Here is a 25,982-nt window from a genome sequence, read left to right as displayed (position 1 = left end):
TATGCTTGTTTGTCACAGAAGACTGTTAAAACTTCTCTTAATTGCCCTGCTATTCATAATTGAAATGAACGTACAATCAGGTCATACCTCCGGCCACCAGAATGAACCCGGGCACAAGGCACCAGAAATCCGCTTTTTGGGTCTCTACGCCGGATTTAAAGCCAATAATTTCCACCTCAAGCTGGGTAACCATTATCACGTAATACACGACGTTGGCAGCCCCAAAAAGCTGTCCCTTTTTTTCCAGAATCAATGGTTGAGTCATCTGCCCGGGTTTCTGTTAGCAAAGCTGCTTCCTCCTTCAACCGTACCCTACCCTTCTTTCAGTCGCGGCTTCCCCTCACTGTCCCGGGCTTTTGGTGATGCCCCCGATTGCAACCCTCATCCGGTGATTATCGATCACTCTTTGCTGAAAAGCCGCTTATCAGTGCAAACCACTTGCATTGAAAATCATCCTGTATGGCAGATTACGGCTTCACCCTCGACATCATCGTCAGAGACTCAGGCCGTCGAGGGTGATTCTCTGTCTGCCTGGCTGTCGCTTTGGAAACTACTAAACGACACCCATACCAGTACCCTTTTCCTGCGTCCCTGGCGAGAAAGTCAGCAGAATCGCCTGCAGGCCATTATCTGCCAGACCAATCCGCTTACAGAGCATAAAAAGTGTCAGAGCGTTCTTATTGATTTCCCGCTGAATCACGCAAAACCCTGGCTATTGCCCGAACTGGCTAGAAAAGACAGTATCAGCGCTGACGGGCAAACCGCTTTGGACAGTAGTTATATTAAGCCGGTCAATCAGGCTATTGATTGCCTCTCTTCCCACGATAAGTTGTTTGGAGAACCCAATAAAAGCAAGCCAGCTGACAAAGAAAAAATACACGCTTGCCAAAATAATCACTGGCTTTATCAGTGGTCAGATCAAAACTGGGTTTATCAACCTGGCATTCCCGAGACTGCAATAAACCCTGGCCCGACACTCATGACCGGGAAGTACTTTAACCTCTGGGCACTGGAAAAGGTATCGCCCGGCAATGATACTTACCCGGCCTGGTCGAGATCTTCTTTGTTCATCGCCCGCAACGACAGACATCGGAAATACCATTTCTGGGGAGCAGGTGACCCGGTGCTGCTGATGCGGTTCGCTGATGCCCCTTATAATGTCGAGGATCATTACGCCGGTTGGGATGGACCAGAGATTGGCACCCTGGTAGAAAGTGAGCATCTCAACCTGGCTGCCCTGCTTATGAGCACGGTGACCAATACGCCCTTTAATCTCTATCAGTGGCGGGGAATTCTCTCAGGGTTCACATCACCCATCCCGAAAAGCCTCAGTGCCCTGGTAAGGGAGCAGATTCTGAGCGACCCTGGTTCACTTTACCAGTTTGTTAAACGGCGGCCTGAGTTACTGAACAATGTGTTGACCTATTTAAACCGTGAGTTTCCGGGCCACCCTGTCCACTCATACTTTTCCGGTCGTGTATCACCTTTTTTTAGCCATCAAGCAAACGGAAACCCATTGGCTTTGGTGCCCGAAACAAGCAACGCGTTCGACGGCTTTAATCCTCCTGCCATCCCTCATCAGCCAGATATGTCACTCCCCTCTACAGGGTTTGTATCAGGCATAATGACTGCTTCTGGTGTCCAGGGGAATAATGGACCGCCTGAATCTCAATCCTGCCCGAGTTATCACTCTGCACAAAAAGCGGAACAAAGTGGCAACAAAAGTAGACGAACTGCGAGCCCTGACGGCAGGAATAATATTGACGATAATGAGCCGCCACCACCGGACGACAGCCACCCGGTCACACTGGCAGACGCAGTAACCTCAGAATCCTTGCTTAACCATCTATTGTATTTCTACGGGTGCGCTGGACTCCGGCCTGAAAAAATAGGTGATATATCGGATTTTCTTCCGGAACAGCTTGGTATCACATCCAATAAAAAATTTGAAACCCTGTTCCATCAATGCCAAATACCCGATTGCGATAGTGAAACATTATATAATCAGATGTTCTGGCGTTTTGATCCGAATAATCAACGACACATGATTCTGGCATCAAAAGCACTGGAAAATTCTATACGGATTTTTGTTTCTGATGGTCAGGGATATCACTCCCACAACTACCATGATCGTACGCCTCAACAACTGGACAAGTTTGAAGATGTCGTTACGTTTCTGTTTCACGAAAATCACGCTGTAAAACTGTCTCATCTCAGTGACAACAACCTGTGGTTCACCCACTTCCTGATCAGCTCCTGCTTGAATAAGCAGGAAAACGAATGGCTGCAAGACAGTGATTTTGAGAATGCATTATGGGAACTGTTTCCACAATGGCAAAAAGACATTTTGTTATGCCGGGAAAGTCTTCAGTGCAACGCCATAAAATCTACCAGCGAACAGCCAAAAGAGAGGTCCATAAAATCTGCCAGCCGAGTGCTAAAACAGGCATTTACTGCACCCGATAAATTCATGCAGGGAAAACAGGGACAGAACCTGTTCAGGTTTTATAATAAATTAGGTTTGGTTTGTTACCCGTTCGACGCTACAGAGAAACCCGATGGAACGTTTTACATTAGTAGAAACGTGCTTGGCGCGGTGATTTTCTTCTGGGAAGAATCTGCCAGTAAATATATCGCTTTTATAGCGCCCGATCTCTCCACATCAGCAATAAACAACGAAATGCAATCTTTGGATATTCATGTAAAAGCTTATTACGAGAGCGCATTTTTAGTAAAAAAACAGGATATCCGCTACGTAATTCCTGCACTATTGGTGCTCGCACCTGTTTTTAGAAAAACCTATACAGAAGTCGATAGAGTTATATCCGATATTGGAAATGTTCTTGTTTATGGTGGTTTAGCACGATGGCAACATCTTTCGTCATTGGTTGGCCCTACCGAACTTGGCAAGTTACCTGTTACCAATAATATTGATTTGGCAGTCGATAATATCAAAAGTCTGGAAACCATTTCGGCCTTTTTAGAGGAACAGCTAAGCAGCGCACTGGCTGGCACCGTCGTAACACGCAGCTACATTCATACTATGATTTTAGCTAACCCCAAAGAATTGCAGCACAGTCGGCTACTGCATAACGTAAAGATCAGCTGCACTCCCTGTAAAAACAATGAAAAGGCAATGGGGTTCGTCACTTGCAAAGCAAAAAAATGGCGAATCTTCTCGATCGATATTTCTGCTGGTCCTGAAGGCTATTTCGATTTCACCCGAGTAGAACCTTTTGCCAGGGGTTCCAAACTGCTTATGCCAAGCCTGCCCGCTTTGGTTGAAAAACTGCTTCAGGACACGCAACCTGATCAAACCTACCCGGGTATTAATGCAAATCGACGGATGCATAATGCTCAAAATGCATTAAAAATCTTACTCGCGAGTGACACTGGGCAACAGGTTCAGGCGATTATTCAACAGTCACTGCTCAGCCGATCTTCAGAATCATCCGGGTTACCGGAATTTCTGCTTCCTTATATCAAGCCCGAACCTGACAAGGCACTGGATAGCAATAGTGATATTGACGAACAGGCAACAGTTTCTACTGCTAATTATGCCGAAGGTGCAGAGGCGATAACAAAAGATTCTTCTTTCAATTCCCATGAGAAGGAACAGAAACAACAAGAAATAAGCGACATTGCCACTGTGCCGGAAAAAAACGATATCACAGTAGAAGCAAGCCCTGATGATCAACGCTCTACAGTTGCTCATATTAGCGAGGCAGTGGCACCTGATACTGCTGAGCACTCAAATAAAGGAAAGAATAAAACCGCAGCCCAAAAGTCAATCTCGAATACGATCAATTTCGAAACAGCCTTATCTCAGTCCGTAGAAATATCAAACTGGCTTAAGGAGATGGATCATCGCTTTGCGGACGAGCTGAACAGGGCAATAAAGACGCAAGATTGCAAAGCCCCTGCAGAAAACCCTGCGCCCGATACAGAATTCGATACACTGCAAAAACAACTGCAGGACGGAAAAACAAAAACCCTGAAAATACTGGCCTGTTCCGGAGCATCTGCTGATACATCCACAGACCAACCGGTCATCACCATCAACCTGGCCAATACCCTGGGCAGTCAACCGCGCAAAGACTTAGAGCAGGCGGCTTATGAGAACCACTTCCCCTATGCGCAACTGGTTCAGGCGTTGTTCATTCTGAACCAGAAATGCCCATCTGGAAAATCAGAAATACTGCAGATCTATGAGAAGGCTTTCGAGCTACTGTTACCGTCAGCCATTGCCGGTATACCGCTTGCCTACCAATTATTAATCGGAATGCAATTGCGCAACCAACATCCGGCAGGCTGGCCCCAGCTGGAACCTGTCAACCGGCTGCTACGCAGCATGGCTTCCAGAGCGACAAGCTTAACCCGGATAAAGGTTGAAGGCCTGTTGAGCGGTGGATTTCTAGAGCAGCTCTATCAGGATACAGACGCCATCACCCTGACCAGGATTGAGCAGGGGTTAGCCAAAGAGTCAGACCTCTCAGACAGAGGCAGAGAGGTGAAGCACATTGTCAGTGCCCTGAGAGAACCAAATACTGCGTCCATATTAACAGCCCTGAAAACAGTTCGACCCAGGGCTCGGGAGCTGCAACAAACCATCGGCTCACTGATACTGATACTGGAGAGAAAAAAAGAACCCGCAGTCGGTCAGATTCACAATGAACTTTGGTCTTACAGTCTCAACGCCCTGCAAATTAAGGGCGCCTCGAAAAAAAAACCTCAGCACATGGATATATCTTATTTCCCACAGGTACTGGCCATGACTGACCTGAAAGCCTTCATGGATACTGAGCAAACCGGACAACTGCTCAAATATCATCAACCCAGATTCATAGCCTTTTGGAAAATGGGTTTTTGGGAAAGCTATCTCAAGGCTTCGTTAAGCAAAGACAGCAAGACTGAAAGGGAAATATTTGACGAGCATCATAACCAAATAAATAACAAGGCGATTAAAAAGTCCAGACTCGATTTAATAGAAGACTGGATTCTTGCCCGCTCTTTGCTGCTTTCAAGAGACTTTATTCAAATCAAAGAGGCTCCTGCCTGCCCCACTCCGGCGCAACTAACGTCTAAAACAGGTACACATTCTGAAAAAGCAAAAAGAACCGTAAATGCGGCCAGGCAGTCAAAAAAAATGAAGCCTGTTATCCGACCATCAACAGGACCACACAATGAACAAGTACATACCGGGTATTTACTTCAACTGGATAACAATATTATTCAGGAAGTCAGATTTATGCAGAAAAGCCCGAAATTATTTTTGCAACAGGTAGAAGAGCACATCACAGCATTCAGCGTAGCTCAGGTACAAAATGGCAATGATTCAACAAACAAGCTGGGAATAGGTTATTACCACTTTTTGAAGGCACTGGCCTTGATAGGGGCCAAAATGTCAGATGACAACAAAACTATTGAGTTGTCCTTTGGACCGGGAGTCAAACTTAACGCGAAAAAGATAAAAGAGTCTATTTTAATCTCTAAAGAGTATTACTTCCCCTATGCTCCAATGCTCTCTCTGTTTTTTGAACATGGTATGGAAGAAAAGCTTAAAACACCAAAGCAGGCCCTCTACTCTGCATTCTCCGGGGTGTCACAGTCCATTGAGATTTTATTAGAATTGCAAACATATGCACCGGTTCTGTCCGGACTGTTACTCAAGTGGCTGATACTGATTCCAAAGACTTTCGAACTGAAACTGGCCTTTGATGCAGAGACTTACCTGAAAAACCCGCAAGTCAATATTCCGGGCAGGGTAACACCTTCCATTCGTCTACTCAGAGAGTTTCTGGAGCAGCTTCCGGTAAAAGGCTCTGATGGCGCAGTTGATGTTGTTTTGAATCGAATGGGTCAGCAATTTACCAATACCCGGCATCTGCAAAACGTACAGCATGAACAAGCGAAAGCGACTGAGTCCGTGTCAGCAGAAGCAGCTACGACAAGTGCAGCAGATGCCATAGCTGAATTAGCCATAGAGGTAGCGATAGCAGAAGCAAACTCGCACTTGTGCTCGAGCTCGTGCTCGTGTTCGAACTCGAACTCAACAGAAAACGCTATAGTGTTAGCGGAAGCAATAGCGGAATCGAAAGCAAACGTCAAAGCGAAAGCGATAGCCCTGGCGGAAGCGACAGAGAAAGTGACAGCAGAAACGAACTCGAACGCGACAGCGTTAGATAAAACGACAGCGGTAGTGGCAGCGTTAGATAAAGCGGCAGAGACAGGTAAAGCGGCAGCGATCACGGTTCTGGAAAGGTTAAAGGAAGCGAAAGCGAAAGCAATTAAGGAAACGATAGACGAAACGGTAAACGAGACGGTTAAGGTAGCAGTAAAGGAAACGGCAGAGAGTAGAGCAGCAACATTAAGATTGGTACTGTACTTCGCTACTGGTCGAACGGAATTGATTGATTTTGTTTACCTGGATTTATCCACATTGACCATTGTTTTTTCTATAATTGGCTCTGAATCACACTCGGGACTCTTCGAGTACCTGAAAAAGGCTCATAGGCAGCTCTCTAAAGATACTAATTTTGATGATCAGATGATGGCAGATATTATAGAACTTGCTTTTCATCTGGTTAGTGTATCATCAGAAACAGAGCCGACCCTTTCTTGTCTTAAAGCCCAACCCTTCAATGCCCAGGCCCTTTTAACCGCAATGCATTTCGGTCATGACTTACAACTTCTGACAAAATTAATCGGTTTTTCTCGCGAACTGGTTACCCAAGATACCAAATTGTATATTTACAACATTCTTTTGCTGGTTCACCAGTATATTCTCGAGCTTATCGGTGGGAATGCAGAAAAGGCAAAAAAACTTCAGGTTGACTCAGATGGTTGGCAAACACTACATACATGTTTTAGGAACTATGTATGGCATAAGCCAGTCAAGGCTGTTGCACATAATATGCAATCAAAAGTCATAGACCATGTTGTCTTTAACAGCGACAGCGTAAAAAATTTCACAGATGGAGACGAAAATACTTTTCTTGTTGCTATTGAGCAAGCCAGAAAAATTGGCTATCAAAAATTAAAACAGCAGTTAAACAAATATGAGGGAAAAGTGGATTCTCAATCTACAGCGATGTCAGGCTGGCTTCATTGCCTGGCTGGATTGACGCTTCTGAAGGCACAAACAAGTTCTGATGACCAGCGGGTAATATTGACCGGTCGCAAAAAAGTACTGACCATTGCTCATGAGCATTTCGCAAAAGCACGTCATCTCGGCTTCCCCTATGGAGGTTATCTGAAATCACTGGTGGACATGCGGCTAGACAACTACCAGTATTACCAGAACGAGACATCAGAAGCCTGGCAAAGAGATCTGACCAATAAGCCTGTTATTCAATACGCATCGATCAAAAAACCAGGGGATAAGATCTTTATAGACGCGGGTAAAATTGTCACGGACATCTTGCCCGGGCTATTATCAAGCTCTCTATATGGTGTACGTTTTGCCGTTGAAGCAGCCATCAGAATCTTTACTAATGAACGGTTTAATCTTCTGCAGATGCCTCAAGCTGGTTGGCCGACACTGATCGCAAAGCACTTTTTAATTCTCCCCGTAAACCATAGCTTACAGTTTGTCTTCAACAATGATGTCACTGAAGTTGAAGAAGCGTTATTTCCAAGGATAAGTGATCCTGACAGTATTGAAAGAATACTTCTGGAACCAATGGAGAGAACCAGGCAATTTGCCACTGAAAAAAGACCAGAACAATATGGTATTTGGCTGGACAGTGAAATCGAAAATGGCGACAGGCCAGAAAGTATTAAAAAGTATTTAAGCCTTGTCAAAGCTTTTTTATTAGATAAATCAGATCTGCTGGAAACACCGGCAACAGTTTCTGATAGTGATCAATTATCAGAGAGTACTGCAAGCTATAAGCTACGCCGACTTGACTATACAGCATTGTTGGAAGAACTACAGGAAACACCACAACCTGAAACCGGTTTCGATGAATTCGTTTATAACCTGCCCAGACTGGAGTCTCACCCAAATTACGAGGCTATCAGTAATGCTCTTTTGAAAAAACATCGCACAAAGTCAGCCCTGATTCACTATTATTTATGGGCTTACGAGATCCTCAATGATAGTCGTAACAACGAACGGTATTCGTTCTGGAATAGGATAATGACACAGAAGATTGAAGAAAATGAACCAATAAAAAAGGCTTTTTTCGCACTTCTTGCAACCGCTGATCTAACGGCTATGTACGATGATAACCGGGAGGCTATGTGCACCGCATTTAAAAAATACAAAAAAGATCTTAATTCCTGGTTGTCTTTATTTCACTGTATATCGGCTGAAATCGCCTCTTTTCTGGGAGACGACCTAAAGAAAGATCACCATTATCTCGAGCATTTTAGAGCCTTGACAGAATATTAAGTCATTAAGTAACAGCCCCCTTATTCTCATCTATCTGAATACCAACTTTTTCCATCCCTCTGCGTTCCAACTCAGTTTAATTGGCTGAAGCTATTCGCCTGTTGTTGTCACCAAAGCTATAAACGCCTTAAAGGATGAAAACCTTCTGAAAAATATTAGTGTTAGGCACCCTACGGTTGCCACTCATTTCAACTTCGACGGCCCAAAAGAATTCATCAATGAACATGAAACAAACTGACGTACGATTCTCAATCGTATATCAATTTAGCAAATAGATTTTTGTCGTATAATTATTGAGTCTGCTGCTTTAACCCGAAGTTGCCAGCCTCACCTCCGGAAACAGAGCCGCTACCTTCAGCAGCAACATAAAAACGTTATCACAAGATTCGAAACCAGCAGCCAAACCGAACGCGGGACCATTCTTGCTACATCATGAACCCACTGCTATTTTTCCTCAGTCTCCATAGAGACCAGAACAATTCATTCAATCAGTATTAATAAAAACTGTTATTTAACAGGTCAACTCTGATTGACAAATTAATAATTATCAAATGGGATCTACGGCAATTCTATGCTTGTTTGTCACAGAAGACTGTTAAAACTTCTCATTGTTTCGCTGCTGTTCATGATTGCAATGAACGTACAAACAGGTCATGCCTCCGGCCACCAGAACGAACCCGGGTACAAGGCACCAGAAATCCGCTTTTTGGGTCTCTACGCCGGATTTAAAGCCAATAATTTCCACCTCAAGCTGGGTAACCATTATCACGTAATACACGACGTTGGCAGCCCCAAAAAGCTGTCCCTTTTTTTCCAGAATCAATGGTTGAGTCATCTGCCCGGGTTTCTGTTAGCAAAGCTGCTTCCTCCTTCAACCGTACCCTACCCTTCTTTCAGTCGCGGATTTCCCTCACTGTCCCGGGCTTTTGGTGATGCCCCCGATTGCAACCCTCATCCGGTGATGATCGATCACTCTTTGCTGAAAGGCCAACTGTCAATTCAAACCACTTGTATCGAAAATCATCCTGTCTGGCAGATTACGGCCTCACCCTCGACATCATCGTCAGAGACTCAGGCCGTCGAGGGTGATTCTCTGTCTGCCTGGCTGTCGCTTTGGAAACTACTAAACGACACCCATACCAGTACCCTTTTCCTGCGTCCCTGGCGAGAAAGTCAGCAGAATCGCCTGCAGGCTATTATCTGCCAGACCAATCCGCTTACAGAACATAAAAAGTGTCAGAGCGTTCTTATTGATTTCCCGCTGAATCACGCAAAACCCTGGCTATTGCCCGAACTGGCTGGAAAAGACAGTATCAGCGCTGACGGGCAAACCGCTTTGGACAGTAGTTATATCAAGCGGGTCAATCAGGCTATTCACTGCCTCTCTTCCCACGATAAGTTGTTTGGAGAACCCAATAAAAGCAAGCCAGCTGACAAAGAAAAAATACACGCTTGCCAAAATAATCACTGGCTTTATCAGTGGTCAGATCAAAACTGGGTTTATCAACCTGGCATTCCCGAGACTGCAATAAACCCTGGCCCGACACTCATGACCGGGAAGTACTTTAACCTCTGGGCACTGGAAAAGGTATCGCCCGGCAATGATACCTACCCGGCCTGGTCGGGATCTTCTTTGTTCATCGCCCGCAACGACAGACATCGGAAATACCATTTCTGGGGAGCAGGTGACCCGGTGCTGCTGATGCGGTTCGCTGATGCCCCTTATAATGTCGAGGATCATTACGCCGGTTGGGATGGACCAGAGATTGGCACCCTGGTAGAAAGTGAGCATCTCAACCTGGCTGCCCTGCTTATGAGCACGGTGACCAATACGCCCTTTAATCTCTATCAGTGGCGGGGAATTCTCTCAGGGTTCACATCACCCATCCCGAAAAGCCTCAGTGCCCTGGTAAGGGAGCAGATTCTGAGCGACCCTGGTTCACTTTACCAGTTTGTTAAACGGCAGCCTGAGTTACTGAACAATGTATTGACCTATTTAAACCGTGAGTTTCCGGGCCACCCTGTCCACTCATACTTTTCCGGTCGTGTATCACCTTTTTTTAGCCATCAAACAAACGGAAACCCATTGGCTTTGGTGCCCGAAACAAGCAACGTGTTCGACGGCTTTAATCCTCCTGCCATCCCTCATCAGCCAGATATGTCACTCTCTTCTACAGGGTTTGTATCAGGCATAATGACTGCTTCTGGTGTCCAGGGAAATAATGGACCGCCTGAATCTCAGTCCTGCCCGAGTAATCCCTCTGCACAAAAAGCCGAACAAAGTGGCAACAAAAGTAGACGAACTGCGAGCCCTGACGGCAGGAACAATATTGACGACAACGAGCCACCACCGGGCGGTAACCATCCGGTCACACCAGCAGACGCAGTGCACTCAACATCCTTGCTTAAACATCTATTGCATTTTTACAGACACTGCGGACTTTGGCCTGGAAGAGTAATCCATGGCTCGGATTTTCTTCCAGAGCACCTCGATATCACAACCAGTGAAAATTTTGAAACCCTGGCCCGTCAATGCCAACCACCTGACAGTGAAAGTGAAGCATTATATAACCAGATGCTCCGGGGTTTTGATCCAAAAAACCAACAACACCTGGTGCTGGCATCAAAAGCCCTGCAAAACTCTATACTGGCCATCGTTCCTGACGGTCAGAAATATCGCTGTTATAGCCATGATATAAAACATGATCACATGCCTCAACAACCTCTGAAAGGGCTTGAAGATTGTCATACGTTCCTGTTTCACGAGAATCACGCTGTAAGACTGTTTCATCACAGTGACAGCAACCTGTGGTTCACTCACTTCCTGATCCGATCCCAATTAAACGAAGAGGAAAACCAATGGCTGCAAGACAGTGAGTTTGAAAATGCTTTGTGGGAGTTGTTTCCACAATGGCAAAAAGACATTTTATTATGCCGGGAAAGTCTTCATTGCAACGCCATAAAATCTACCAGCGATCAGCTAAAAGAGGCGTCCATAAAATCGGCCAGCAAACAGCTAAAACAAGCGTTTACTGCACCCGATAGATTCATAGAGGGAGAACACGGACATAACCTACTCAGTTTTTACAATAAATTACGCCTTGTTTGTTACCTGTTCGATGATACAGAGACTATCGATGAAACTTTTTACATTAGCAAAAACCTGCTTGGAGCCGTGATTTTTTTCTGGGAAAACTCTGCCAGTAACTATATCGCCTTTATAGCTCCAGATCTCTCGGCATCAACGATAAACAACAAAATGAAATCTTTGGATAATCATTTAAAAGCCTGTTTCGAGGGCGCATTTTTAGTAAAAAAACAGGATATCCGCTATGTAATTCCTGCACTGTTGGTGCTCGCACCTGTTTTTAAAAAAACCTATGCAGAAATCGAAAGTGTTTTATCCGATACTGGAGATGCTCTTGTTTATGGGGGTTTAGCCAGGTCGCAACATCTTTCATCAGTGGTTAAACCCACCGAAATTGGCAAGATACCTGTTACCAATGATATTGAATTGGCAGTCAGGGATATCAAAAATCTGGAAACCATTTCGGAGTCTATAGAGAGTAAACTAAGAAGCGATCTGTCTGGTACCATCGTTAGGCGCAGCAATATTCACACTATGGTTTTAAACCCAAAAAAATCGCAGCGCAGACGGCTAAGGAACACCGTAAAGATCAACGGCTATCCTGATAAAAACAATGAAAAGGCCATGGGGTTGAGCCGTTGCAAAGCAAAAGAGTGGCGAATCATATCAATCAATATTTCTGCCGGTCCTGACGGGTACTTCGATTTCATCCGTGTAGAACCTTTTGCCAAGGGTTCCAAACTGCTTATGCCAAGCCTGCCCGCTATAGTTGAAAAACTACTTCAGGACACGCAACTTGATCAAACTTACCCGGGTAGTAATGCAACAAAGCGACAGGCGCAAAATGCTCAAAATGTATTAAAGATCTTGCTCGCAAGTGACACTCAACGACAGGTTGAGGAGATTATTCAGCAGTCAGTGTTCAGCAGCTACTCAAAATCATCCAGGTTACCCGAATTTCTGATGCCTTATATCAAGCCACAACCTGACAACGAACAGGAAAGCACTATTAATGTAGAGAATAAGACAGAAAATGATGCGAGCGATGAACACTCTACAGTAGCTCATGACAGTAAGCCAGTGGCACCAGTCCTGGCTGAACATTCAAAAAAGAAAAAAAACGAAACCTCCGCCAAAAAGTCAATTTCCGATACGATCGATTTCGAAACGGCTTTGTCTCAGTCCATAGAAATATCAAACTGGCTTAAGGAGATGGATTATAACTTCCCGAGTGAGCTGAATAGGGCAACAAAGGCACAAGATTGCGAAGGCTTTGAAGAAAACGAAGCCTCTAAAGAAAACCCTGCGTCCGATATAGAATTCAATACACTGCAAAATCAACTTAAGGAAGGAAAAACAAAAACCCTGCAAATACTGTCTTGTTCAGGGGCTTCTGCAGATACATCCGGTGAGCAACCGGTCATCACCATCAATATGGCAAATACCCCGGACAGTCAACAGCGCTCAGGGTTAGAACAGGCTGCTTATGAAAACCACTTTCCCTATGCACAACTGATTCAGGCGTTGTTCATTCTGAACCAAAAAATCCCATCCGGAAAACCGGAAGCACTTCAGATCTATGAAAATGCTTTCGAGCTGCTGTTACCGGCGGCCCTTGCCGGTATACCGCTTGCCTACCAATTATTAATCGCGATGCAATTACACAACCAACATCCGGCAGGCTGGCCCCAGATAGAACCTGTAAACCGGCTGTTACGCAGCATGGCTTCCAGACAAACCAGCATCAATCAGGTGAAGGTTGAAGGCCTGTTGAGTGGTGGATTTCTGGAGCAGCTCTATCAGGATACAGACGTCACCACCCTGACCAGGATTGAGCAAGGCTTAGCCAAAGAGTCAGAACTCTCAGACAAAGGCAGAGAAGTGAAGCACATTGTCAATGCCCTGAGACAACCGGATACCCCCTCTATATTAACAGCCCTGAAAGCAGTTCATCCCAGGACTCGGGAGCTGCAACAAACCATCGGGTCACTGATACTGATACTTGAGAAAAAAAAAGAACCCGCAGTCGGTCAGATTCATAATGAACTTTGGTCGTACAGCCTCAACGCCCTGCAAATCAAGGGAGCCTTGAAAAAAAAATCTCAGGTCATTGATATATCGTGTTTCCCATATGTGCTGGCCATGACTGACCTGAAGGCATTCATGGATACTGAGCGCACCGGACAATTGCTCAAAAATCATCAACCCAGATTCATAGCCTTTTGGAAAGTGGGTTTTTGGGAAAGCTATCTCAAAACTTCGTTAAGCAAAGACAGCAAGACAGAAAAGGAAAGATTTGACCGGCATCATGAAAAAATAAGCAATAAAGCGATTAAAAAGTCCAGATCCAATTTAATAAAAGACTGGATTCTTGCCCGATCTTTTCTGCTTTCAAGAGATTTTATCCAAATCAAAAAGGTTCAGGCTTCACCCACTCCATCCACTTTAACGCAGCTATCATCTGGAACAGCTACAAACTCTGAAAAAGCAAAAAGAACCGTAAATGCAGCCAGACAGTCAACAGAACTGAAGCCAGGCATTCAACCATCAAAAGGACTATTCAATGAACAACTACATAACCAGTATTTATTTCAGCTGGATAACAACATTATTCAGGAAGTCAGATTTATGCAGGAAAACCCGAAAAGATTTTTGCAACAGGTAGAAGACCGCATTACCGCATTCAGAAAGGCTCTGGTAAAAAATAGCAATAACTCAACAAACAAGCTGGGAACAGGTTATTACTATTTTCTGAAGGCACTGGCCATGATAGGGGCCAAAATGTCAGATGACAACAAAACTATTGAACTGTCCTTTAGCCCGGAAGCCAGACTCAACGCGATAAAGATAAGGGAGTCTATTTTAGTGTCCAAAGATCTTAACTTCCCTTATGCCTCGATGCTCTTTCTGTTTTTTGAACATGGCATGGGAAGAAAGCCTAATCAAGTAATCCAGGCCTATTGCTCTGCATTCTCCGGGGTATCACAGTCTATTGAGTTTTTATTAGAATCGCGCGCAGATACACCGGTTCTGGCCGGACTATTACTCAAATGGCTGGTGCTGATTCCAAAGCCTTTCGCACTGAAACTGGCCTTTGATGCCGACACTTACCTCAAAAACCCGCAAAGCAAGATTCCAGGCAGGCTAACACCTTCTATACATATACTAAGAGAATTTCTGGAGGAGCTTCCGGTAAAAGGTCCTGATGGTGCAGTTGATGTTGTATTGAATCGATTGAGCCAGCTATTTACAAATACCGCGTATCTGCTAAACGAACAGCATGAACAAGGGGAATCGTCTCAGTCAGCCTCAGTGGCAGCAATTGAGGCCAAGAAAGCGGCAGAAGAAGCCATAGTAGAAGTAGCCATAGCAGTAGCGGTAGCGGTAGCGAACGAGAACGAGAACGAGTTAGCGAACGAGATAGTAAAAGTGAAGGCGACCGCAAAAGAGAAAGCGATGGCGTTAACGAAAGCAACAAGGAAACTGACACTAATAACGAAGTCGAACGCTACAGGGTTGGAGATATCGACAGAGGTGGTAACGGCGATAGGTAAGCTGGTAGACGCAGCTAAAGCGGCAGCGCATACGATAATAGAAGTGTTAACGGACGAGAAAGCGAAAGCGGTAGAGGAAGCGGTAGAGGAGGCGGTAGACGATACGCTAAGGGAAACAGTATTAGAGGCGGAAGAAAGAACAGAAGCAGCATTAAGATTGATACTTTACTTCGCCACTGACCGAACGGAATTGATTGATTTTATTTGCCTGGACCTATCCATATTGACCATTGTCTTTTCTATAATTGGCCCTGAATTAGACACGGAGCTCCCCACATACCTGAAAAAAGCCCAGAGGAATCTCTCTGAAGATAGTGAACCTGAAAATCGGGCAATGGCAGATGTTATAGAGCTTGCTTTTCATCTGGTTGGTGCATCACCAGAAGCAGAGCTGGCCCTCCCTCATCTTAAAACCCAATCCTTCGATAACCAGGCTCTCTTAACCGCTATGCATTTTGGTCATGACTTACAATTTTTGACAAAATTAATTGGCTTGTCTCGCGAACTGGTTACCGAAGATAGCCATTCGTTTTATAACATTCTTTTGCTGGTTCACCAGCATATTCTCACTCTTATCGGTGTAAATGCAGAAAAGGCAAAAAAACTCCAGGCTAACTCAATGGGCTGGAAAATATTAGGCACCGGGTTAAAGAACTCTGTATGGTATAAGCCGGTCAAGACTGCTTCCCATAATATGCAATCAAAAGTCATGGACTATGTTGTCTTTAAAAATGACAGCGTGAAAAAGTTCTGGGATGGAGACGAAAGTATTTTTATTCTTGCTACCGAGCAAGCCAGAAAAGTTGGCTATCGGAAATTAAAACAGCAGTTAAACCAATACGAGGGTAAATTGGATTATCAATCTTTACAGATGTCAGGCTGGCTTCATTGTCTAGCTGGATTGACACTTCTGGAAGCAAAAGTAGGTTCTGATCACCAGAAGATAATATTAACCGATCGCAAAAGCGTCCTGATCAGTGCTCATAATCATTTTATGAAAGCACGTGAAATTGGCTTTCATTATGGTGGTTATCTGGAATCTCTGGTATTTATGCGACTAGCAAACCACTACCAGTATTATCAGAACGAGACATCAGAAACCTGGCAAAAAGACTCAATCTATAAGCCTGTTATTCAATACACATCGACCAAAAGACCAGGAGAGAAGATTTTTATTGAAGCGGGAAAGATTGTTACGGAAATTTTGCCCGGTTTGCTGGCAAGTTCTTTACTTGGTGTACGTTTTTCGGCCGAAACAGCCATCAGAATCTTTACTGATAAACGGTTTAACCTTCTGCATATCCCACAGGCTGGTTGGCCGACAATGCTCACAAAGTACCTTTTGAGTTGCCCTGCAAACTATCGCATCCAGTTTCTGTTCAGCAATGACGGTCCTGAAGCTGAAAATGCGCTATTTCCCAGGACAAATGATCCAGACAGTATTGAGGGAATACTTCTGAAACCACTAGATAAAACAAGACAGGTATCCATTAGCGAAAGACCAGAGTATTATGGTATTTTTCTGGACAGTGAAATCGAGAATGGTGACAGGCCAGAAAGTATTAAAAAGTATTTAAGCCTTGTCAAAGCTTTTTTATTCAATAAATCAGATCTGTTGGATACACCATACGAGGCAACAGTTTCTGACAGTGATCAATTATCAGAGAGTATTGCAAGCTATAAGCTAAGCTGGTTCGACTATACAACATTGTTGAAAGAACAACAGGAAACACCACAACCTGAAACCGGTTTGGATGAATTCGTTTATAACCTGCCCAGGCTGGAATCTCACCCAAATTACGAGGCTATAACGAATGCTCTTTTGAATAAGCATCGTAAAAAGTCAGCCCTGATTCATTATTATTTATGGGCTTACGAGACCCTCAATGATAGCCTTGAAAACGAAAGGGATCTGTTCTGGAGTGAGATAATGACAAAGAAAATCGAAGAAAATAAACCAATGAAAAAAGCTTTCTTGGCACTTCTGGCAACCGCCGATCTAACGGTTATGTACGATGATAACCGGGAGGCAATGATCAATGCATTCAAACAATACAATATAGATCTTTCTAGCTGGCTGGCCTTTTTACACTCGATCTCAGCCACTTCCGCCTTATTTCTGGGCGAGAAGCAAAAGGCAGATTATCATTTCGAGCTTTTTGAAAAACTAAAAGGCATGTAACTTCATTAATTAACTAATCAGCAGGAATAGCAGGAAGACCAAATCCGTAAATTGAAGGCATGTGTTCAGTTTACGCTTAGCTACAAAGCCACTCTTGCTACATCCTGAACCCACTGCTATTTTTCCTCAGGCTCCATAGAGATCAGAACAATTCAATAAATAAAATCTGTTGTTTAACAGGTCAATTCTGATTAATAAATTAATAATCATCAGTTGGGATCTATGGCAACTCTATGCTCGTTTGTCACAGAAGACTGTTAAAACTTCTCTTTATTTCGCTGCTGTTCATGATTGCAATGAACATACAAACAGGTCATGCCTCCGGCCACCAGAGTGAACCCGGATACAAGGCACCAGAAATCCGCTTTTTGGGTCTCTACGCCGGATTTAAAGCCAATAACTTTCACCTCAAGCTGGGTAACCATTATCACGTAATACACGACGTTGGCACCCCCAAAAAACTGTCCCTTTTTTTCAGGAATCAATGGTTGAGTCATCTGCCCGGGTTCCTGTTTGCAAAACTGCTTCCGCCTTCAATCATACCCTACCCTTCTTTCAGTCGCGGCTTCCCCTCACTGTCCCGGGCTTTTGGTGATGCCCCCGATTGCAACCCTCATCCGGTGATGATCGATCACTCTTTGCTGAAAGGCCGACTGTCAGTACAAACCGCTTGTATCGAAAATCATCCTGTATGGCAGATTACGGCTTCACCCTCGACATCATCGTCAGAGACTCAGGCCGTCGAGGGTGATTCTCTGTCTGCCTGGCTGTCGCTTTGGAAACTACTAAACGACACCCATACCAGTACCCTTTTCCTGCGCCCCTGGCGGGAAAGTCAGCAGAATCGCCTGCAGGCTATTATCTGCCAGACTAATCCGCTTACAGAGCATAAAAAGTGTCAGAGCGTTCTTATTGACTTCCCGCTGAACCACGCAAAACCCTGGCTATTGCCCGAACTGGCTAAAAAAGACATCATCAGCACTGACGGGCAAACCGCTTTAGACAGTGGCTATATCAAGCGGGTCAATCAGGCTATTCACTGTCTCTCTTCCCACAATAAGTTGTTTGGAGAATCCAATAAAAGCAAGACAACTGACAAAGAAAAAATTCACGCCTGCCAGAATAATCACTGGCTTTATCAATGGTCGGATCAAAGCTGGCTTTACCAACCGGGTATTCCCGAGACTGCGGTAGAACCCAGCCCGGCACTCATGACCGGGAAGTACTTTAACCTCTGGGCACTGGAAAAAGTATCGCCTGGCAATGATACCTGTCCAGCCTGGTCAAGATCTTCTTTATTCATCGCCCGCAACGACAGACATCGGAAATACCATTTCTGGGGAGCAGGTGATCCGGTGCTGCTGATGCGGTTCGCTGATGCCCCTTATAATGTCGAGGATCACTACGCCGGTTGGGACGGACCTGAGATTGGCACCCTGGTAGAAAGTGAGCACCTTAACCTGGCCGCCCTGCTTATGAGCACGGTGACCAGTACGCCCTTTAATCTCTATCAATGGCGGGGAATTCTCTCAGGGTTCATACCACCCATCCCCAAAAGCCTCAGTGCCCGGGTAAGGGAGCAGATTCTGAGCGACCCCGGTTCACTTTACCAGTTTGTTAAACGGCGGCCTGAGTTAATGAACAATGTGTTGACCTATTTAAACCGGGAGTTTCCGGGGCACCCTGTCCACTCACACTTTTCCGATCGTGTATCACCTTATTTTACCCGTCAAACAAACGGAAACCCACTGGCTTTGGTGCCCCAAACAAGCAACGCATTCGACGGTTTTCATCCTCCTGCCATCCCTCATCAGCCAGATGTGTCACTCCCCTCTATGGGGTTTGCATCAGGCATAATGACTGCTTCTGGTGTCCAGGGGAATAATGGACCGCCTGAATCTCAGTCCTCCCCGAGTAATCCCTCTGCACAAACAGCCGAACAAAGTGGCAACAAAAGTAAACGAACTGCCAGCTCTGTCGGTAGGAACAATATTGACGACAATGAGCCACCACCACCGGGCGGCAAGCATCCGGTCACACCAGCAGACGCAGTACCCTCAGCATCCTTGCTTAAACATCTATTCTATTTGTACAGGCGCTCCGGACTTCGCCCTGAAAGAGTGACCCGTAGATCGGACTTTCTTTCAGAACAGCTTGGTATCACATCCAGGGAAAAATTTGAAACCCTGCTCCGTCTATACAAACCACCCGATTGTGGAAGTGAAACATTATATAACCAGATGCTCCGGGGTTTTGATCCAAAAAACCAACAACACATGATGCTGGCATCCAAAGCACTGGCAAATTCTATACAGGTCATTGTTACTGATGGTCGGGGATATCTCTCCCATAGCTACCATGACCACACCCCTCAAGAGCCTCTGGACGGGCTTGAAAATATCGATATGTTCCTGTTTCACGAGAATCACACGGTAAAACTGTCTCATCAAAGTGACAACGACCCCTGGTTCACTCACTTCCTGATCAGCTCCTACCTGAACAAGCAGGAAAACGAATGGCTGGAAGACAGTACGCTTGAAAATGCTTTATGGGAACTGTTTCCACAATGGCAGAAGGATGTTTTGTTATGCCGGGAAACGCTCCAGTGCAACGCCATAAAATCTGCCAGCGAGCGGCTGGAGGAGGCATCCACAAAATCTGCCAGCGCACTGCTGGAAGCGGCGTCCATACAATCTGCCAGCGAAATGCTACAACAGGCGTTTATTGCACCCGATAAATTCATGCAGGGAGATCTCGGACAGAACCTGTTCAGGTTTTACAATAAATTACGCCTTGTTTGTTACCCGTTCGACGATACAGAGAACCCTGATGGAACATTTTACGTTAGCAAAAACGTGCTTGGAGCAGTGGTTTTTTTCTGGGAAGAGTCTGCCAGTAAATATATCGCCTTTATAGCCCCTGATCTCTCCACATCTGCAATAAACGACAAAATACAGTCTTTGGATAATCATGTAAAAGATTATTCCGAGGGCGTATTTTTAGTAAAAAAACAGGATATCCGCTATGTGATTCCTGCACTCCTGGTGCTGGCACCTGTTTTTAGAAAAACCTATGCAGAAGCCGAGAGTATTATATCCGATACTGAAGATGCTTTTGTTTATGGGAGTTTAGCCAGATGGCAACATCTCTCGTCATTGTTTAAACCCACCGAACTGGGCAAGGTACCTGCTACCAATAATATTGATCTGGCAGTTGAGAATATTCAAAGTCTGGAAAAGATTTCGGCCTCCCTTGAGGAAAAGCTGACACGCGCCCTGCCTGGCACTACCGTGAGACGCAACAACTTTCACACCATAGCTTTAGCCAGCCCGAAAGAATTGCGGCGCACAGGGTTACTGCACACTTTAAAGATCCATTGCTTTCCCGATAACGGCAAAGAAAATACGATAAGATTCGCCGCTTGCAAGACCAAAAAATGGCGCATCTTATCGATCAATATTTCTGCCGGCCCTCAAGGGTATTTCGATTTCACCCGTGTAGAACCTTTTGCCAAGAGTTCCAGGCTACTTATGCCAAGCCTGCCCGCTATGGTTGAAAAACTGCTTCAGGACACACAACTTGATCAAACCTGCCCGGGCATTGATGCAAAGAAAAGGGGGCAAAATGCTCAAAATATATTAAAAATCTTGCTGGTGAGTGACACTGAGCAACAGGTTCAGGCGATTATTCAACAGTCACTGCTCAGCCGTTCTTCAGAATCATCCGGGTTACCGGAATTTCTGCTTCCTTATATCAAGCCCGAACCTGACAAGGCACTGGAAAGCAATAGTGATATTGACGAACAGGCAACAGTTTCTACCGCTGCTTATGTCGAAGCTAGAGAAGCGATAACAAAAGATTCTTCTTTCGATTCCCATGAGAACAAACAGAAACAACAAGAAATAAGCGACATTGCCACGGTACCAGAAAAAAACGATATCACAGTAGAAGCAAGCCCTGATGATCAACGCTCTGTAGTTGCTGATAACAGTGAGGCAATGGCACCTGATCCTGCTGAACGCTCAAATAAAAGAAAGAATAACACCCCAGCCCAAAAGTCAATCTCGAATACGATCGATTTCGAAACGGCCTTGTCTCAGTCCGTAGAAATATCAAACTGGCTTAAGGAGATGGATCATAGCTTTGCGGACGAGCTGAACAGGGCAACAAAGACACAAGATTGCAAAGCCTCTGCAGAAAGCGAAGCCCCGGCAGAAAATCCTGCGCCCGATAAAGAATCCAATACACTGCAAAAGCAACTGCATGACGGAAAAACAAAAACCCTGAAAACACTGGCCTGTTCCGGAGCATCGGCTGATACATCTACAGACCAGCCAGTCATCACCATCAACCTGGCCCATACCCCGGCCAAAAGCTTAGAACAGGCGGCTTATGAGAACCACTTTCCTTATGCGCAACTGGTTCAGGCGTTATTCATTCTGAACCAGAAATTCCCAGCTGGAAAATCAGAAGTATTGCAGATCTACGAAAAAACCTTCGAGCTACTGCTACCGGCAGCCATTGCCGGTATACCGCTTGCCTACCAATTATTAATCGGGATGCAATTGCGCAACCAACATCCGGCAGGCTGGCCTCAGATGGAACCTGTCAACCGGCTGTTACGCAGCATGGCTTCCAGAGCGACAAGCTTCAACCAGGTAAAAGTTGAAGGTCTATTGAAGGGTGGATTTCTGGAGCAGCTCTATCAGGATACAGACGCCATAACCCTGACCAGGATTGAGCAGGGGTTAGCCAAAGAGTCAGACCTCTCAGACAGAGGCAAAGAGGTGAAGCACATTGTCAATGCCCTGAGAGAACCGGATACCGCCTCTGTATTAACAGCCCTGAAAGCAGTTCGACCCCGGACTCGTGAACTGCAACAAACCATCGGTTCACTGATACTGATACTGGAGAGAAAAAAAGAACCCGCAGTCGCTCAGATTCACAGTGAACTTTGGTCGTACAGCCTTAACGCCCTGCAAATTAAAGGCGCCTCGAAAAAAAAAGCTCAGCTCATGGATATATCTTATTTCCCAAACGTACTGGCCATGACTGACCTGAAGGCATTCATGGATACTGAGCAAACCGGACAACTGCTCAAATATCATCAACCCAGATTCATAGCCTTTTGGAAAATGGGTTTTTGGGAAAGCTATCTCAAGGCTTCTTTGAGCAAAGACAGTAAGGGTGAAAAGGAAATTTTTGACGGGCATCATAACAAAATAAGCAATAAAGCGATTAAAAAGTCCAGATCCGATTTAATAAAAGACTGGATGCTTGCCCGCTCTTTGCTGCTTGCAAGAGACTTTATTCAAATCAAAAAGGTTCCGGTTTCCCCCACTCCGGCGCAACTAACCTCTGGAACAGGTACACATTCTGAAAAAGCAAAAAGAACCGTAAAAGCAGCCAAACAACCAAAAGACCTGAGGCCTGGCATCCGACCATCAACAGGATCGCACAATGAACAATTATATATCCGGTATTTAGTACAACTGGATAACAATATTATTCAGGAACTCAGACTTATTCAGACCAACCCGGAGAATTTTTTACAACAGGTAGAAGCTCACATCACTGCATTCAGAAAAGCTCTGGTAAGAAATGGCAACGATTTAACAGACAATCTGGGAATCGGTTATTACTATTTTCTGAAGGCACTGGCCATGATGGGGGCCAAAATGTCAGATGATGAAAAAACCATTGAGTTGTCTTTTACCCCTGAAGTCAAACTCAACGCTAAAAAGATAAAAGAGACTATTAGATTGTCTGATAAACATTTCTTCCCCTATGCCCCATTGCTCTTGCTGTTTTTTGAGCATGGCATGGGAGGAAATACTAATACAATAGCGAAGGCCCATTACTCTGCATTCTCCGGAGTGTCGCAGTCTATTGAGATTTTATTAGAATCGCTCTCAATCCCACAGGTTATGGCCGGACTATTACTCAAGTGGCTGATACTGATTCCAAAGCCTTTCAAACTGAAACTGGCCTTTGATGCAAACACCTACCTGAAAAGCCCGCAAAGCAATATTCTCGGCAGGGTTACACCTTCCATACGAATACTCAGAGAATTTATGGATCAGCTAACGGTAAAAGGCTCTGACGGCGCAGTTGATGTTGTTTTGAGTCGAATGGGCCAGAAACATACCATTAGCCAGCATCTGCCAAACAAACAGAATGAAAAAGCGGAAAAGAAATCGGCTGCAGCCGAGTCAGGCAAAGCAGGAGTGGCTGGAGTACTGTTAGCGGCAACGAAAGAAGCTCTGAAAGCTTTAGAAGTAGCGAAAAATGCTTCGAAAGCAGCAGCAGTAGCTCTGGAGACAGCAAATGCAGAAGCGAGAGAGGCTTCGAGAGCGGCTGCAGTTGCCTTAGAGGTAGCGAATACAGAAGCGAAAGAGGCTTCGACAGCGGCAGCAGTAGCCTTAGAGATAGCGAATACAGAAGCGAGAGTATTAACGTTAAATACGGAGTTAGCAAAAGCTAAAGCGGAAGTGATAGCTGCAGAAAAAGCGCTGGCGGCAGCGAATTTGGAAACAGTAGAGACAGCGGAAGCAGAATTAAGATTGACACTTTACATCGCTACTGGCCGAACGGAACTGTTGGATTTTGATAGCCTGGATCTTTCGACATTGATCATTAGCTTTTCTATATTAGGCTATGTTTCAGACTTGGAGGTTACCACATTCCTGAGACAGGTTCAGAGCGAGCTCACTAAAAATATTGATCCGGAGAGGCGGGCACTGGCAGATATTATAGAACTTGCTTTTTATCTGGTTCTGTATAATCCATCACCAGAAGAAGAGCCGGATCTCCATCATCTTAAGGCCCTTCCATTCTCTTCCCAGGCTAACATGACCATTCTTCATTTTGGTCATGACTTACGACTTCTGGCAAAAATAATTCATTTGCTTCCTGAAATAGCTGTCCACGATACCATGTCGTATTATTACAACACCTTTTTTCTGATTCACGAGTATATTCTCACGCTCATTGGTGGAAATGCAGAAAAGGCAAAAAAACTCCAGATTGATTCAGTTGGTTGGCAAACATTACACGATTGGTTTAGGCACTATACATGGTATAAGCCAGCAAATACTGTCGCAAGTCGTATTGAATCAAAAATCATTGAACAGGTTGTCTTTAACTATGACAGCTTGGAAATATTCATAGCTGGAAACGAACGTATTTTTATTCTTGCTATTGAGCAAGCCAGAAAAGTTGGCTATCAGAAATTAAAACAGCAGTTAAACGAATATGATGGTAAATTGGATATTCAATCTGTACAGATGTCAGGCTGGCTTCATTGTCTGGCTGGATTGACGCTTCTGGAGGCACAAGTAAGTTCTGGCTTGCAGCGGGTAGTATTAAACGGTCGCAAAAGCGTTCTGGGCAGTGCTTATTATCATTTCGAAAGAGCACATCGACTCGGCTTTGTTTATGGTGGTTACCTGGCATCACTGGTGCATATGCGTCTGGATGAGCACTTTCAGTATTATCAGGGCGAGACATCCGAAGCCTCGCGAACAGACTCCACCAATAACCCTGTTATTCAATACCCATCGACCAGAAAACCAGGGGAAACGATCTTTATTGAAGCAGGTAAAATTGTTAACGATATTTTGCCAAGCTTAATAACAAGCTCTAGATTGGGTGTGCGTTTTGCGGCTGAAGCAGCTATCAGAGTCTTTACTGACAATCGGTTTAATCTTCTGCAAACTCCTCAGGCCGGTTGGCCAGCACTGATCGCAAAGCATTTTTTGATTACCCCCGTAATCCATAACCTGCAATTTGTATTCAGCAATCATGGCCCGGAAGTTGAAGAAGCGTTATTTCCCGAGATAAGTAATCCTGACAGCATTGAGAGAATACTTATGGAACCACTGGAGAAAACAAGGCATTTCCCCATTAAAAAAAGACCAAAACAATATGGTATTGCTCTGGACAACAAAATCAAAAGCAGTAGCAGGCCAGAAAATAGTAAAAAGTATTTGAGCCTTGTCAAAGCTTTTGTATTGGGTAAATCAGAGGTGCCGGATATATCATCCCTGACAACAACTTCTGATGTTGATCAATTATCAGAGAATATCGCAAGCTATGAGCTAAGTCGGTTTGACTATACAACGTCGTTTGGATTGCTACATGAAACACCACAACCTGAAACCGGTTTGGATGAATTCGTTTTTAATCTGCCCCGGCTAAAATCTCACCCAAAGTATGAGGCTATCAGTAATGCTCTTTTGAAGAAACATCGTACAAAGTCAGCCCTGGTTCACTATTATTTATGGGCTTACGAGACCCTCGATAACAGCTATGACAACGAACGACAGCTGTTCTGGGAGGAAATAATGACAAAGAAGATTGAAGAAAATAAACCAATGAAAACAGCTTTCCTGACACTTTTGGCAACCGCCGATCTAACGGTTATGTACGATGATAACCGGGAGGCCATGAACACTGCATTCAAACAATACAATACGGATTTTGCTCCCTGGTTGGTCGTTTTTCACGGGTTCTCGGCCAATTCCGCTTTTGCTCTGGGAGAGACACAAAAAGCAGATTTCCATCAAAAGCATCATGAAAACCAACAAAAACTAGTACTTCATTCATTATCTGGCCCGTTAGGAACACTGGAAAGACCAAGTGAGTAAATTGAAGGCATGTGTTCAGTTTACGCTCAGCTACAAAGCCACTCTTGCTACATCCTGAACCCACTGCTATTTTTCCTCAGACTCCATAGAGATCAGAACAATTCAATAAATAAAA

3 protein-coding genes are annotated in these 25,982 nt (G+C 44.7%); all 3 read left to right on the top strand.

Going from position 1 to position 25,982, the window contains the following annotated elements:
* Positions 1–64 precede the first annotated feature (64 nt).
* The 3 genes from ACOMHB_RS11530 to ACOMHB_RS11520 all read left to right on the top strand — a co-directional run bounded on the left by ACOMHB_RS11530 (position 65) and on the right by ACOMHB_RS11520 (position 25,867).
* The gene (locus ACOMHB_RS11530; RefSeq protein WP_448216713.1) at positions 65–8,395 is read left to right on the top strand and encodes a hypothetical protein; all 8,331 of its coding nucleotides are present in this window, start codon (positions 65–67) and stop codon (positions 8,393–8,395) included.
* Between the two features lie 634 nt (positions 8,396–9,029).
* The gene (locus ACOMHB_RS11525; protein ID WP_448216712.1) at positions 9,030–17,219 is read left to right on the top strand and encodes a hypothetical protein; all 8,190 of its coding nucleotides are present in this window, start codon (positions 9,030–9,032) and stop codon (positions 17,217–17,219) included.
* A 296-nt stretch (positions 17,220–17,515) separates the two neighbouring features.
* Entirely contained in the window at positions 17,516–25,867 is an 8,352-nt protein-coding gene (locus ACOMHB_RS11520; protein ID WP_448216711.1) for a hypothetical protein, read from the top strand.
* Positions 25,868–25,982: the final 115 nt, after the last annotated feature.

The organism is Endozoicomonas sp. 2B-B (assembly GCF_053470045.1).
Note: the sequence above shows the minus strand (reverse complement) of the source record. Positions and strands in the feature narration are given on the sequence as shown.

Excerpts from the sequence above, each read along its gene's own strand:
- ACOMHB_RS11525 (WP_448216712.1), top strand. The coding sequence starts at position 9,030 with ATGAACGTACAAACAGGTCATGCCTCCGGCCACCAGAACGAACCCGGG.
- ACOMHB_RS11530 (WP_448216713.1), top strand. The coding sequence starts at position 65 with ATGAACGTACAATCAGGTCATACCTCCGGCCACCAGAATGAACCCGGG.
- ACOMHB_RS11520 (WP_448216711.1), top strand. The coding sequence starts at position 17,516 with ATGAACATACAAACAGGTCATGCCTCCGGCCACCAGAGTGAACCCGGA.